This is a genomic window from Candidatus Protofrankia datiscae (assembly GCF_000177615.2).
Lineage (GTDB): Bacteria > Actinomycetota > Actinomycetes > Frankiales > Frankiaceae > Protofrankia > Protofrankia coriariae.
Map to the genome: position 1 here is coordinate 4,974,990 of NC_015656.1, position 13,880 is coordinate 4,988,869.

The window sequence follows — 13,880 nt, forward strand, 5'->3', positions numbered from 1 at the left end:
CCCACCGTGCCCGAACCGAACCTGCCAGAACCGATCGTGCCCGAACCGCTCGTGCCCGCGTCGGTCTTTGTCCGGGAGCCCACCCGCACCGGGGAGAGCACCCGTGGCTGACCGGAACTCACGCGGCCGGCGGCAGCGGCTGCGCCGCCGGGCGACGGTGATCGCTGTCATCGTCGTCGCCGGCGGGGCCGGCGGCGGAGTTCTCGCCGCCACGGCCGCCTCGGGCGGGCCGTCCTACCGGACCGCCGCGGTCACCCATCGCAGTGTCGAGGCGACACTGAACTCCACCGGCGCCGTGACAGCCGTCAGCCAGGCAGCGGTGAGTTTCCCCGTCAGCGGACGGGTGACCAGGGTTGCCGTGACGGTGGGCCAGCACGTGACAACAGGTGACGTGCTGGCCGAGCTCGACACGTCCACCCTGGCCGCGGCGGTCGACAACGCCCGGTCCGCCCTCGCTTCGGCGCAGGCGAGGCTCGCCGCCGACCAGACCAGCCAGACCACGGCCGGCACGGCCTCGGCGTCCACCAGTGCGTCCACCGCCGCGCCCGCATCGGCATCGGCTGGGATCGGCGGGGTCAGCGCGGCGCTGTTCGTCGCCTCGGGCCGAGCCGGCGTCCAGGATGTGGGCCAGGTAACGGCAACAGGGGACGCGGGTGGCACGGCGCCGGCCGGAACCGCCGACGGCACGGGGACGACCGGGGCGGCGGGCTCGGCCGAGGAGCTCGTCAGGCAGTACCAACAGCGGTTGCTGGCCGACCAGCACGCCGCCGACACGATCCTGTCCCAGATCAAGGCCGATCTCGCCCACGAGCAGTCGGTGTGCCAGTCGTTCCTGGACGGCCTGCACCAGGGCGAAGAGCACCAGAGCGGGGGTGCCACCTCGGGCTCGGCAGCATCCGGCGTCACGCCCGGCGGCGGGATCTCGGGCTCGGGCACCGTGGCCCCGGCATCCCTGTCGTCACCGGTCGCCGCGGCGGCCACGACGCCGGCGACCAGCAGCGCGGCGCCCGACGGTACGGACTGTGCGGCGCTGCTCCAGCAGGTCCTCGCCGAGCAGGAGGCGCTCAACGAGCGGCTGCGCGCGGTCGCGGCGGACATAGCGGCCCTCGACGCCGCGGTCGCACAGCTGCTGGCCCAGGCCCAGGCCCAGGGCGGGCAGCAGTCCCCCGGGCCGCAACCGGACGCAGGCGCGAGCCCAGGCACAGGAGCAGCCCCAGGAGCAGGAGCAAGCTCAGGAACAGCGCCGGGCACCGAAGCGGGTGCGGGTGCGGACCGACCGTCGTCCGGACCGACCGGAGCCGGGACAGCGACCGGCGGCACGGGCCAGAGCGGGGGGACAACTACCCACGGCGACCAGAACACGCTCGGCGGCACGGCAGCCGGGGGCGGCGCGACAGGCCGGTCCGCGGCGAGTGGCACGGGTGCGGGTGGTGCCGCGGGCGGGGGCGGCTCAGGGACGGGCGGCGCGGGAACGGGCGGCTCACGCGCACCGGCGTCCGCCGCTCAGATCGCCGCCGACCAGGCCGCGGTCGACGCTGCCGACGCCGTGCTCCTGGTGGCCCAGCAGAGCCTGGACCAGGCACGGCTGATCAGCCCGATCAGCGGTCTGGTGGCCGCCGTCAACATCGCCCCCGGCCAGTCCGTCAGCGCCGGGTCGAGCACAGCCACGATCGTCGTGCTGAACCCGGACGCCATGCAGGTGACGACGACCGTCAGCGACAGCGACCTGGCCGCCGTGAAGATCGGCGCCAGGGCCAGGATCACCCCCGACGGGACCAGCTCCCCACTGACCGGCACCGTGGTGGCGGTCGGCCTGCTCCCGGCGGCGTCCACCGCGTCCGGCGGGACGGCCTCGGCCGGGTCGTCGGGATCGTCGTCCGGGGCGGCCTATCCGGTGACCATCGGCCTGAACGACGACGGCGGGAAGCTGTTCGCCGGCTCGGGCGCGGCCGTGGCCATCGTCACCGCCAGCGCGACGGACGCACTCGCCGTGCCGACATCGGCGGTGCTGCGGATCGGCAACCGGTACGTCGTGTCCGTCCTGCGCGACGGCAGGGCGACCAGCGTGCCGGTGCGGGTGGGCGCGGTCGGCACGGCCTTCACCCAGGTGACGTCCGGCCTGTCCGAAGGCGACCAGGTCGTCCTCGCGGACCTGAACGCCCCCCTGCCCACCGGCAACACCACCCCGCGCGGCCTCGGCGGCGCCGGCCTCGGACCAGCCGGCGGCGGCCTCACCGGCGGCCTCACCGGCGGTGGCGCCGGTAGCGGCGGCTTCGTCGTCAACGGAGGAGGCGGCAGACGGAACGGGTGACGGCTCACCCACCCCGTCCAGCCGCCACCTCGGCGGAGAAACAGGAGAAACAGTTGCGAATGTTCGGGGACGAAGGGACAGGTCAGGCCACGGGGGTTTCGGTGGCGAGGAGGTCCTGGAGTTCGTAGACCGCTTCACGGAGTCGGTCGACGAAGGTGTACAGCCCGTCGGCCACCGCGCGCGGTGTGCTCAGGTAGAGGTTGAAGCGGTCGGGCAGCAGCACGTAGGCGATGCCGATGCACTGGCTGCTGGTCGAGCCGAAACCGAAGTACTCGATGTTGACCGAGGGCGCGGAGCTGGTGCTCAGGTAGTCGTCCCGCAGCTTCACCCAGCCCGGGCTGTCGTACAGGTCGAGCGGTTCGGTCACCCCCAGCTCCTCACCGCGCCGTTTCTGGATGAGCTGCAGCTCCCACAGGTGCTGTTCGGGCGCCTGCCCCGACTGGCACTGCTTCGCCTGTGCCACGTGTTTCTCGGCGGCTGCCCGGAACGCCGCCCGGCGGGTCGCCGCGTCCGCCGTCGGATCGTCCAGCGTGGCCACGAAGCGCAGCACCTCGGGTGTGACGACGCGCATCGCCTCGGTGCGCCCGTGCCGGTACTGCCGAGTGGCGATCGACTCGTAGGTGGCGCCTGTCAGCCCTTTGGCCCGCTTGTGCGCGAGCTGGTACGCCAGCTGCACGAACGCGTCCGGTGACACCCGCAGCTGCTTGGCCCGGTTTCCGCCGAAGTCGTCGAACGACAGGATGGTCGTGGCGGTGGCGGCGCCATACGCCGCGAACGCCTCGCCGGCGGCCTGTATGTTGGCCCGCAGGTCGCTGTCCAGCACGAACTCGATGGGTCTGATGTCCGGCAGGCCCTGAGGGACGGCCCCCGACTGCGCCGAGTGTTCCTCGGGTGAGGAACCCAGCAGCGTGTCGACGAAGCTGAGAATCGTGGTTCCGTCCAGACCGCAGTGCTCGATGTTGATACCCGCGGTGCCGTCCTCGAAGACGATCAGGGAGACGGCCTTGTCGAACCACCGGTTACCGCTGTTGCCGTACAACAGCTGGTCGCACGCCTCCTGGGTGTCCGTGGGCGTGATGTCCTCCAGGTCCAGGAGGAACAGCGCGGTTTCCAGCTCGTCGAGCGCGGCGGCGTTGCCGGGGTGGTGGGCAGTCAGCGTCTGCCGGCTGGCCGCCCACTCCGCCCGGGCCTTGGTGGTCAGATGTCCGACGGCGGTGTCCGGCGCGGCCGGGGTCGCACCGGCCTTCCTGATCGCCTCCAGGCCCGCCGCAAGATCGTCTAAGGTGTACGGCCGGCCGTCGGGGCCCAGCACGTCCAGACGGAAGATGTTCCCGCGGAAGAACACCGCGATGTGACGCGCCTGGGACGGGCCCGGCCATTGTTCGCTGTACGGTACGCGGACGGTGTCCTGCACGGCCCCGGGTATCCGCGTCGTGGAGAACAGGAACTTGTTCTGCTCCATCGACAGCGGCCGTCCCCGCTGGACGGCCGGTGGGATGCGTTCGTCGTCGAGCTGCAGCTTGTAGTTGACGGCCGCGGCGACAAGGCCGGCGGCCCGTTCGATCTGTCGCAGCGGCGACTTCTTGAACAGGAAGAAGAAGTTCGCGTTGAGCGCGATGCGGTCGCGGCGGCCCAGATACCGGGACGGCCAGAACGTGTCGAGCCAGCTGTGCACGCCCTCGGTGGCGTCATATTCCACCAGTGCCTGGTGGAGCCGCTGGCCGGGGCCGTCCGGCCGCCGGAACGCGGCCACCGCCGCCTCGGTCCGAGCCAGTTCGTCCGCGGTCAGCAGCGGTGCCGCCCACTCGAGGAATCTCTCGGAGCTCTCCTCCAGCGTGGGCAGCGGCACCCGTGGCAGCTGGTCCTCATTGCCGAAGGTGCGGGCGGACAGTTCCTGCTCGGCAGGGGTGGGGGTGGGCGGCTCCTGATTGCCAGGGACTGCGACAGGGGCGGGGGCGGACAGTCTCTGGGCCACGCTCAGTTCCTGGTTGACGGTCAATGTGATCCTCGACCTCGGTGGTTGTGGGGATTTGGACGATTCCTTGCCGGTTGATGATCCATTGCTGGTTGCGAGGTCGATGACCACGCAATCCTTCGTGCCGCGCGGCCGGGAGACGTAGAGCTGCGCGTAGAGCCAGCCGTCGGCTTCCAGACCGCTCGGATCCACGCCGACGTTGTAGAGGGTGTCTAGCACGAGCGACTGCTCCTGGGGGGAGGCGAAGCGCCGTTGCCGGAACATGTGCTCGAAATGAGCAGTCTCGTATCCCAGTCCGTCCAGGCTCTCCTCGACGGGCTCGAACGGGAACATCCGTAGGACGAAATGCGCCATCCACGGCCGGCGCTCGTCGTTCGCGTGGACCACCCGCATGAGGGTCCGGTGGGTGACGTAGCCGATGCAGCCGGTCGAGATGACCAGGTCCGTACCGGCCAACTGCCGGCGCTGTCGCTGGGTGGGGTCGTTCTCCTCCAGATCGGCGTGCACCGCGTCGTCGATGAAACCGGCCGCGAGCGCGTACGAGAGGGCGGGCCGCGAGGTGTCCAGGCCCACGAACCGGATCCGGCGCGGGTCGGCCCGCGACCGGACCAGCTCCTGGTCACGGGCCAGCAGCGTGTCACGGTCCGGTGTGTCGACGTCCCGGTCGCAGTACCGTCCGTACAGTTCCGCCATACTTGCGTCACATTTCAGCAGAGCCGCGTTGATACCGTAGGAACAACCGATGTCCAGGACGTTGGCACCTGATTTTCCCTGTGCCTCCCGGTACGCCTCGATGATTTTGACGAAATACGGTTTCGCCAGCTGCGGGATGTCGTAGTCGAGCTTGCGCAACGTGTCGAAATAGGCGTACGGGTCGGGCTGCGTGTAGATGTGATCGAGCGAAACTTTTCCAGTGGCATCAAAACGCACGGGTTGGGTTCCTCCTTGGATCACGGAACAGGCAACTGACCGGCGCCGGGCCCGGGCCGCCGATCGCCCCCCCCAGGCCGTTTCCGGCGGCGGATTCCCGGTCGGAGCGGGACGTCACCCGCTCCGACCGGCGTCCGCTGGAAACGGCCTAATCCAACAGTTGGTCGACCCGCACGGCGTGTCCAGCGGCCGCCAGATGCTCGGGCAGCACCCGGCCGAAAAGCTGCCTCGTCCGTTCCACGCTGCCGACCACCCCAGGGCGTTCACTGTACGAGAAAATCGCCGAGTGGCGCGCGGTGCCACCTCGCACGGCGCTCACCCGGTGCATCGAATAACGGCCCCTGAACAGCTGCAGATCCCCGGGGCGCAGGGACGCCCGACGGATCAGGTGCCCACCGCGGCCGGCCAGCACAGCCTGTACGTCGGCAAAGTTCTCCGTCGTCGTGGACCTGATACCCGGGCAGTACTCGAATGCCCCGCCGTCCGCTGGCTCCTGCGTGAGCAGGCTCACCGCGAACTCGTTCGTGTCGAAGTGCCATGGATGTTCCATGCCCGGGGTGACGACGTTGAGACACAGCCCAGCCAGGGGATCCGCGAGCTCGTGGACCCGGGGCAGCTCGAAACAACTGGCAATAAAATTCTGGAACAGTTCACTGGTGTAGAGCCGATGAATGACAAAATCGTCGGGGATACGATCTCGCGCTACGAAGGCGTTACCACGCCGCATCGGCAGCCGACCAGGATGGTCCGCCGGCAGATCCGCGTCGGTGGCTATGTTGTAGGCATTGACGGTCTCGACGTCATAATATGCCCGGGGAGCGACCGCGGCACATTCCAGTCGTATTTCTTCACGCCGGGCGGGCTGGATGAAGTTGTGCAGTATACTGCAGCCGTGGGTGTGTAACTCCTGCCGGGTACGAGAAACCACGTACTCCCAGTCGGCGCCACCCGGCTCCGTCAGGGGATAGCAGGTCGCGCTGACCACCTGCTCGATCAGCCGAGCCTCCGATGCGATCATGAAGTTCTCCTCCGCCGATTATGATCATCATGGCGAGACGGGACAGTACAACCATCCAGACGATCCCCACGACCGACGTCCATCCGCCGACAGTTGCCCGATCCACACGCTGTCAAGGCCTATCCCTCCCCCGCGAACAGGTCACGTCCGCAGCGTCTTCTCGCCCACCCCGGGCATGCCAGGAGCACCCGAGGAGCCGGACATCGACACGAAACAAACATGATCGCACAGTCTTTTCGACTCTTAGCACATCGTTGCCCTCGATTCATTGCCATGAAGTCGTCTGTGACACGCGACACCACCCTCGAAAACGCCTGTCGATCACGATCGGTTCAGATCTTCCCCGCCGTCACCCTCGATATTCATTTTGACTCCGTCGACAGCCACAGCCGATAGTCACACCGGGTGATTAAAGAGTGAGCCCCGAGTGAGTGGGGGTCGATTGTCGGGTGATTACCAGCCAGTCGGGTGACCGTCAGATGGACGTTGGCGACTCCGTCCGTGCGGCCGGCCCAGGATCGCCTGGTCGAGCGGTACCGGGCACGACCAGGCCCGGACACGGAAGCCGCGGCACGGAAATGTTACAAATTACGATCAACAGCGTTACAAGTCAGGACGAATCGGTCCGCTGTCTGGACGGTGGGACCATCCCCGGCCGGGCGAATGACCACTCGTTGTGACCGTCAGCAGATTGTGAGCCGAGCAGATGCCCATTGCAGCGCAGTTCTCCGAGTACGGCACCAGCGACGTGCTGCGCATCGTCGACGCCCCGGCCCCGGTCGCCGGTCCGGGCCAGGTGCGGATCGCGGTGCGGGCGGTGAGTGTGAACCCTGTCGACTGGAAGATCCTCCAGGGCGCCCTGCAGGAGCTGATCAGGCTGGACCTGCCGGCGGGCCTGGGCAGCGACGTCGCCGGTGTCGTCGACCAGGTCGGCGACGGCGTGACCGCCTTCGCGGTCGGCGACGAGGTGCTCGGCTCGTCCTCAACCCCCTCCTACGCCCAGTTCGCGCTTGCCGACCCGGCGGAGCTGGTAACCAGGCCGGCCGAGGTGCCGTGGGAGGTCGCCGGCAGCCTTGCCGGTGCCGGCGGCACCGCGTGGAAGGTGCTCGATCTGCTCGGTGTCACCGCGGGCGAGACGCTGTTGATCCACGCTGCCGCGGGTGGCGTCGGCGTCTTCGCCGTGCAACTGGCCGTCGCCCGTGGCATGCGGGTGATCGGTACCGCCAGCGAGTCCAACCACGAGCTGCTGCGTTCGATCGGCGCCATCCCGGTCACCTATGGTGATGGCCTGGCCGACCGGGTCCGCGCGGCCGCTCCCCAGGGCGTGGACGCCGTGCTCGACGCGTCGGGCCGCGGTGAGCTGCCCGTCTCGATCGAGCTGGCCGGCGGGCCCGAACGGGTGCTCACCATCGCCGCGTTCGACGCCGCCGACCACGGGGTCCGCTTCCACCTCGGCGGTGGCGGGCAGGACACCATAAGGGCGATCCGGGACATCCTCGCCCTGATCGAGGATGGCCGTCTGCGGCTGCCGATCTGGCGTACGTATCCGCTGACCGAGGCAGCCGCCGCCCTCGACGCCAGCCAGACCGGCCACCTCGGCGGCAAGATCGTGCTACTGCCGTCCTGACGAACGCGCCTGCCAGCGGAAACGCTTCCGAGCGGACCGGGCCGCTGTCGGACGGCGGCCTCAGCCCCGCCGGAACCCACCCGTCAGGGCCGCTCCCAGATACCCCACTGGCAGGAGCAGGCTGTGGATGCCGCGTCAACAGCAGGCCGTCTACCCCGTACCCGGCTGTCTACCATGGTGGGCAGTCGTTGGTTCCAGCGGGAGAGAGACTGCGATGGCCGGTGGGGCGGTACCGACGCGGGCGGCGGCCCGCCTGGTACCGCCCCGTCGTATGTCGGCGGTGTACCGCCTGATGCTGGCGTGTACCGCGCTGGCTGGGCTGTTCGTCATGCACGGTATGGCGGTGGGGCTGGGATGCCCCGGCGGTGCCCGCCCAGCGGGGTCGACGACGACGCCCCACGGCCTGGGCACCGGCCACGAGGCTCCGCCGGTACGGCACCCGCCCGCGGCGGCCCCAATAATCGATCATGAGGCATCCGCGTCGTCGTCCCTGCCGGTACACGCCCTGGCGGCCGGCCACGGGACGTCCACGTCGCCACCACCATTCATAATCACCAACAGTGCCGGTGGGCACGGCGCCCTGTGCGTGTCACTGCCGCCCCGGACGGGGCCGGGCGGCCTGCTCGGTCTGCTGGCGCTCCTGCTCGGCATCGCTGTGATCGCGGGGACGTGGCCCATCGGGGAACGGGGCGCCGGCGCCGACAGCGGTGGCCGACGGCGCCGTGCCCCGCCACCGGCCGGTTCAGGGCTGCTGACCAGGCTGTGCATATCCCGGACGTGACGCAACGCCGCTGATCGGAGCAAGGCTCCGGCTGGTCTGACGTTGCTGTTCATCCGCGCGTGTACCACGCGCCGTCCGGAAAGATTTCTGATCTCAATGCTGACATTGTTGCGTTCGCGTGCCCGCGTTCCGTATCCATCCACCGTCCGCCCGCGTTGTGCGCGCGTGCTGGTCGGGGTCACAGTCGTGGTCGGGCTGGCGGCGGCCGGCTGCGGGGGCTCCGCCACGACCGGGCCGGGGACGGCGCACCCGATGGAGTCTCCCGCGATGCCGGGCCATTCTGCGATGCCTGGGCACGGTGGGATGCCGGCGTCCGGAGGGATGCCCGGCCATGCCGAGATGCCGGGTATGGGGGGCCTGCCGGCCGGGGACGGTCTGGCCGCCGAGGCATCCGGGCTGCGGTTCGTCCCGGCCGCGTCGACGCTGCCGGCCAACCAGCCGACTTCGTTCCGGTTCCGGATCCTGGCGGGCCCGGGACAGCACGATCATGCTTCTCGCCTGTCGCCGCCGGAGACCCACGGCACCGGGACGGCCAACGGGGACGGCACACCTGTCACCGCGTTCAAGCTGGACCAGACCAGGCCGATGCACCTGTACCTGATCCGGTCGGACCTCACCGGCTTCCAGCACGTGCACCCGGACGTGGAAGGCGACGGTACCTGGACGGCGCCGCTCCAGCCCGTCCGGCCGGGCGCGTACCGGGTATACGCCTCGTTCATCACCACGGACGCCTCAGGTGCGGACGTCCCGACGGTCCTCAGCCAGCCGGTCACCGTCGCCGGCAGCTCCGCCGACACCCCGCTGCCGCCCGCGTCGACCACGACCACGGTCGACGGCTACACCCTGACCCTGGCCAGCGGACCGACGGCCAAGGCTGCGGGCACCCTGACGATCACCGTGTCCGCGGGAGGCAGGCCCGTCACCGACCTGCAGCTCTACCTGGACACCTACGCGCACCTGACCGCCTTCCACGAGGGCGACCTTGCCTTCGCCCACCTGCATCCGACAGGCACGACCCCGGGCGGAAAGGATGGCGGCCCGGCCCTGCCGTTCGAGGCGAGCCTGCCGCGCGCCGGCAACTGGCGGCTGTTCGTACAGTTCCAGACCGCCGACGTGCTGCACACGGCCGCGGTGACCCTGCCCGTCGGCTGACCGTCATCCGGCCGGAGCCGGGAAGCGGCGGAGGCTACCAACCGGCGCTTCCCGGATCTCCCGGTCGGGTCATCACCCAGGCAGCATGACCATCCGACGGGGCCAGCGGTGTCGCACGCCTGCGCCGTGCGACGCCCACCGTCCCGCGCAGGAACTATCCGATCGGGGAAACCGCGCTCCGGTCAGGACCGGGCGGCCGGGCCGGAAGCCGGTGGATCCAGGGCCTGGCCGGCGTCCTGCCCCGAATGGCGCAGGACCTCGATACGGCGGCGGTACTCCTCCTCGTCGATCTCGCCGCGGGCGAACCGGTCCGCGAGCACCTGTTCGGGTGCCGACGGGTAGGGCGGCGCGGGCGGCATGGGCGGCTGCTGCGAGGGACGGCCGAGATAGCGGATCACGGCGACCACCGCCACTATGACCAGCGCCCAGAAAGCGACCATGCTGATCGTCATCAGTGCGATCCCCCAGCCGCCGAGGCCGTCACCATGCCACCACATCGTCATCATCTCCCTGCCGGTGTCCTCCCGCGGCCTTGGGTGGCACGCAGGCACCGTGGCCGCGCCGTCCCGGCCGAGTGAGGTTTCCGACGTCCACCCCAGCGTCAGCCAGTCCGGCGTCGACCAGTGAGGGCATACCCTCCACGGGCACGGTTTTCGCCCACCAAAGGTCACAGGCCAACAGGTCCGACGGGGTCCACCGGCCCGGCCGAACGTCCCGCGAACGGAGCCGGATCAGGTAGGCGCCGAACCCGCCGTGCGGAACAATCACGCACAGCGTCGGCCATGGGCAGATCGGGTCATGGCGTGGACTCCGCCGGGGCTCCGGAGCTGCCGATGGCGTCGGGAGCCTCGTCGATGACGATCACGTGCAGGGTGCGCGGCCCGTGCACGCCCTCGACCCGTTCCAGCTCGATGTCGCTGGTCGCGGACGGGCCGGAGATCCAGGTCAGCGGCCGGTCCGGGCGCACACGGGCGACCGCGGCGGGTACGCCGTCCACGACGTCCCCGGCCGGTATGACGCAGACGTGCACGTCGGGGACCAGCGTCAGCGCGCGGCGCCCGCAGGCCGGGCCACCGTCGAGCACGATCGTGCCGGTCTCTGCCACCCCCACCGCGGCTCCGGTGAGCACCGCGTCGACGGCGTCCAGATCGGGCACGGACAGCGGCGCCTCGCTGGTGTCCCGGACCACCTGCCCGCCTGCTCGCGCCACCGCCCGATCCGCCGCGGCGAGCCAGTCCGCGGGCAGCCCGGCGGGAACCGCGACCCGGCGCGCGCCGGTGAGCGCCTTCACGATCGCGGCGGTCAGGCCGTCCGGACGCACCCGGTCCACAACGGCCCGGTAGTCGGCGACCCGTTCGTGGAACAGCTCCACGGTCGCCGCCGACCGCCGCCGCGCGCCGGCCGTATCGGCCGTATCGGCCGTGTCAGCCACGCTGGCGGTGTCAGGCGCGCTGGCGGTGTCAGGCGCGCTGGCCGCGCGCGGGCGGGCATAGTCGCGGGGAACCGGGACGTCCTCGGGCCGCTCGGCCGCGGGCACGTCGGCGAGCGCCGCCCGGATCCGGCGCAACATCTGTTCACGCGCGCTCATCACGGCCACCTTCCAGCGCGGGAGCCTCCCCCGCCGTGGGGTCGCTATCCGTCGCAGGCGCATCCCCTGCCGGAGCCGTGTTCCCGCCGCGGGTACGCGCCCACCAGGCACGGAAGGATTCCGGGGGCGGCAGCGGGACGTCGCGCGCCCGGCTCCACGCCGCCACCGGGCCGGGCAGCGGCACCGGACCGACGGTCTGTCGGCCGCCGAGCAGCCGCCGCACCGCGCCGACGCCGCGCTGGACGGCGGCCAGCCGGTCGGGCCGGGCCAGCGCCCAGGCCGCCGCGCGCATCCCGACCGCCTCCGCCGTCGGCCGCGGGCGGGTGCGCGCGGCGTCGACGACCTGGCCGCGCAGGTGCACCAGCACCTCGGGAATGTCGATACGCACCGGGCAGACCTCGAAGCAGCGGCCGCACAGCGACGACGCATACGGCAGCGCCTTCTCCACCGGCCCGGCGTCCACCCCGTTCAGCAGCGGGGTGAGGATGGCGCCGATCGGGCCCGGATAGACCGATCCGTAGGCGTGGCCGCCGGTCCGTTCGTACACCGGGCAGGAGTTCAGGCAGGCCGAGCAGCGGATGCAGCGCAGTGCCTGCCGACCGACCGGGTCGGCCAGCGCGCGGCTGCGCCCGTTGTCGAGCAGCACCACGTGGACGGCGCGCGGGCCGTCACCCCTGGTGACTCCGGTCCACATCGTGGTGTACGGGTTCATCCGCTCCCCGGTCGACGACCGGGGCAGCAACTGGAGGAACACCTCCAGGTCGGACCAGGTCGGCACCACCTTCTCGATACCGACGACGCTGATCACGGTTTCCGGCAGGGTCAGGCACATCCGGCCGTTGCCCTCTGACTCGACCACCACCAGGGTGCCGCTGTCGGCGACCGCGAAGTTCGCCCCGGAGATCCCCACCTTCGCCGTGAGGAACCTGCGCCGCAGGTGCGCGCGGGCCGCGCCGCGGCCAGCGCCCACGGCTGGTCGGTCAGGCCGGCCGGCGCGTCCGCCATCTCCCGCAGGAAGATCTCCCGGATCTCCGCCCGGTTGAGGTGGATCGCCGGGGCCAGGATGTGGCTGGGCCGGTCACCGGCCAACTGAATGATCAGCTCGGCCAGGTCGGTCTCCACCGCGGTGATACCGGCCGCGGCCAGCGCGTCGTTGAGGCCGATCTCGGCGGTGACCATCGACTTCACCTTGACGACCTCGTCAGCACCGGTGGCGCGCCCGCCGGCGCCACTCCCGACGCCGGCGGCACGGACCAGGTCGATCACGATCCGGTTGGCCTCGGCCGCGTCACCGGCCCAGTGCACCTGGCCGCCGGCCGCGGTGACCGCCCGTTCGAACTGCTCCAGATAGCCGTCCAGATGCCGTAACGTGCGCTCCTTGATCGCGGCTCCGGCCAGGCGCAGCGCCTCCCAGTCGTCGAGCTCGCCGACGGCCCGGGCCCGCTTGTCCCGGATCGTCGTGGTGGCGTGCGCGAGGTTGCGGCGCAGCTGGGTGTCGGCCAGCGCCTGCCGCGCCGCCCGCGGGAACGCCGGCGTCCCCAGGAAGATCGCTGTCATGCCGGCCGTCCCCCCGCCCGGGCCCGTCCCCGCTGCCAGACCGCGGGCCGCCCGGCACGCCCGGCCCCCGCGGACGCGGCGGCCGTGGTTGGTTCGGCGGGTGCGACAGGTGCGTCGCCGGTCCCGGCAAGCACCTCGGCCAGGTGCAGGACGCGCACTCCAGAGCGCCACCTGGACAGCAGCCCGCCGATGTGCGCGAGACAGGAGTTGTCCGCGGCCACCAGCACCTCCGCCCCGGTCTGGCGGACATGGCGTGCCTTGTCCGCACCCATCGCCACCGACACGTCGGCGTTCTTGATCGAGAATGTGCCGCCGAACCCGCAGCACTCCTCGGCCGCCGGCAGGTCGACGAGGGTGAGCCCACGCACCGCGCGCAGCAGCTGTTGGGGCCGGTCGCCAAGCCCGAGCGCCCGCAGCGAGTGGCAGGTCGGATGGTAGGCCACCCGGTGCGGGAAGTACGCGCCGACGTCGACGACCCCGAGCACGTCGACGAGGAACTCCGCCAGCTCGTACACCCGTGGTGCCGTGCGGGCCACCGCGTCCCGCAGCGCCGCGTCACCCCGTTCGGCGGCCAGCCTGGCATGCAGGTGACGGATCGTGCCGGCACACGACGCCGACGGGGTGACCACCGCGTCGTATCCCTCGAACGCCTCGACAAAGCCACGCACCAACGGCACGGCCTCGTCCCGGTAACCGGTGTTGACGTGCATCTGCCCGCAGCAGGTCTGCGCCGGGGGGAAGTCCACCTCGACCCCGAGCCGCCTCAGCAGCTCGACGGTGGCCTTCCCCGTCCCGGGAAAGGCCGTGTCGTTGAAACAGGTCACGAACAGCGCGGCCTTCACGGCGCCACCCCTCATCCCGAGCCCTCGTCCCGCCCTGTCATACCGCCCTCCGTTATCCCACCCCCGCTCCCGCGCGCTGGCCCATCCGTGTCAGGCTGC

The 13,880-nt window shown here is 70.9% G+C and carries 9 protein-coding genes and 1 pseudogene; 4 read left to right on the top strand and 6 right to left on the bottom strand.

The features are described 5' to 3' along the window. The first annotated feature begins 103 nt into the window (after nucleotides 1–103). A complete protein-coding gene (locus FSYMDG_RS20965) occupies nucleotides 104–2,311 on the top strand; it encodes a biotin/lipoyl-binding protein (RefSeq protein ID WP_013875386.1) in 2,208 nt (735 codons plus the stop codon). An 82-nt stretch (nucleotides 2,312–2,393) separates the two neighbouring features. Here FSYMDG_RS20965 and FSYMDG_RS20970 read toward each other — a convergent pair whose 3' ends face one another. Further along, on the bottom strand, nucleotides 2,394–4,202 hold the full coding sequence (locus FSYMDG_RS20970) for a choline/carnitine O-acyltransferase (protein WP_043607302.1): 1,809 nt from the start codon (nucleotides 4,200–4,202) through the stop codon (nucleotides 2,394–2,396). A 1,162-nt stretch (nucleotides 4,203–5,364) separates the two neighbouring features. Beyond that, entirely contained in the window at nucleotides 5,365–6,234 is an 870-nt protein-coding gene (locus FSYMDG_RS20975) for a HalD/BesD family halogenase (protein WP_013875388.1), read from the bottom strand. 706 nt (nucleotides 6,235–6,940) lie between these two features. On the opposite strand from FSYMDG_RS20975, the gene FSYMDG_RS20980 reads away from it, so the two are divergent. The 3 genes from FSYMDG_RS20980 (at nucleotide 6,941) to FSYMDG_RS20990 (ending at nucleotide 9,794) form a co-directional block, all read left to right on the top strand. Then, nucleotides 6,941–7,861 carry an NADP-dependent oxidoreductase gene (locus tag FSYMDG_RS20980; protein ID WP_013875389.1) on the top strand — a complete coding sequence of 307 codons (921 nt, stop codon included), beginning with the start codon at nucleotides 6,941–6,943 and terminating at the stop codon, nucleotides 7,859–7,861. 214 nt (nucleotides 7,862–8,075) lie between these two features. Beyond that, on the top strand, nucleotides 8,076–8,642 hold the full coding sequence (locus FSYMDG_RS20985) for a hypothetical protein (protein ID WP_013875390.1): 567 nt from the start codon (nucleotides 8,076–8,078) through the stop codon (nucleotides 8,640–8,642). A gap of 348 nt (nucleotides 8,643–8,990) precedes the next feature. Next, a complete protein-coding gene (locus FSYMDG_RS20990) occupies nucleotides 8,991–9,794 on the top strand; it encodes a hypothetical protein (RefSeq protein WP_202797645.1) in 804 nt (267 codons plus the stop codon). A gap of 182 nt (nucleotides 9,795–9,976) precedes the next feature. On the opposite strand, the gene FSYMDG_RS20995 is transcribed toward FSYMDG_RS20990, so the two are convergent. From FSYMDG_RS20995 to FSYMDG_RS21010, 4 genes and pseudogenes are all read right to left on the bottom strand, one after another. Continuing rightward, entirely contained in the window at nucleotides 9,977–10,291 is a 315-nt protein-coding gene (locus FSYMDG_RS20995; RefSeq protein WP_013875392.1) for an SHOCT domain-containing protein, read from the bottom strand. 299 nt (nucleotides 10,292–10,590) lie between these two features. Beyond that, nucleotides 10,591–11,382 (bottom strand): LutC/YkgG family protein, encoded by a 792-nt coding sequence (locus tag FSYMDG_RS21000; protein ID WP_013875393.1) that lies wholly within the window; start codon nucleotides 11,380–11,382, stop codon nucleotides 10,591–10,593. Further along, nucleotides 11,369–12,939 (bottom strand): annotated as a pseudogene (locus tag FSYMDG_RS29855) (lactate utilization protein B). Before FSYMDG_RS29855 ends, FSYMDG_RS21000 begins: the two are co-directional and overlap by 14 nt. Further along, entirely contained in the window at nucleotides 12,936–13,781 is an 846-nt protein-coding gene (locus FSYMDG_RS21010) for a (Fe-S)-binding protein (protein ID WP_083828384.1), read from the bottom strand. The pseudogene FSYMDG_RS29855 and the gene FSYMDG_RS21010 overlap by 4 nt, the downstream one beginning before the upstream one ends. Between the last annotated feature and the right edge of the window lie 99 nt (nucleotides 13,782–13,880).

Coding starts and splice junctions, on each gene's coding strand:
- FSYMDG_RS20975 (WP_013875388.1), bottom strand. CDS start 6,234: ATGATCGCATCGGAGGCTCGGCTGATCGAGCAGGTGGTCAGCGCGACC.
- FSYMDG_RS20980 (WP_013875389.1), top strand. CDS start 6,941: ATGCCCATTGCAGCGCAGTTCTCCGAGTACGGCACCAGCGACGTGCTG.
- FSYMDG_RS20985 (WP_013875390.1), top strand. CDS start 8,076: ATGGCCGGTGGGGCGGTACCGACGCGGGCGGCGGCCCGCCTGGTACCG.
- FSYMDG_RS20990 (WP_202797645.1), top strand. CDS start 8,991: ATGGGGGGCCTGCCGGCCGGGGACGGTCTGGCCGCCGAGGCATCCGGG.
- FSYMDG_RS20995 (WP_013875392.1), bottom strand. CDS start 10,291: ATGTGGTGGCATGGTGACGGCCTCGGCGGCTGGGGGATCGCACTGATG.
- FSYMDG_RS21000 (WP_013875393.1), bottom strand. CDS start 11,382: ATGAGCGCGCGTGAACAGATGTTGCGCCGGATCCGGGCGGCGCTCGCC.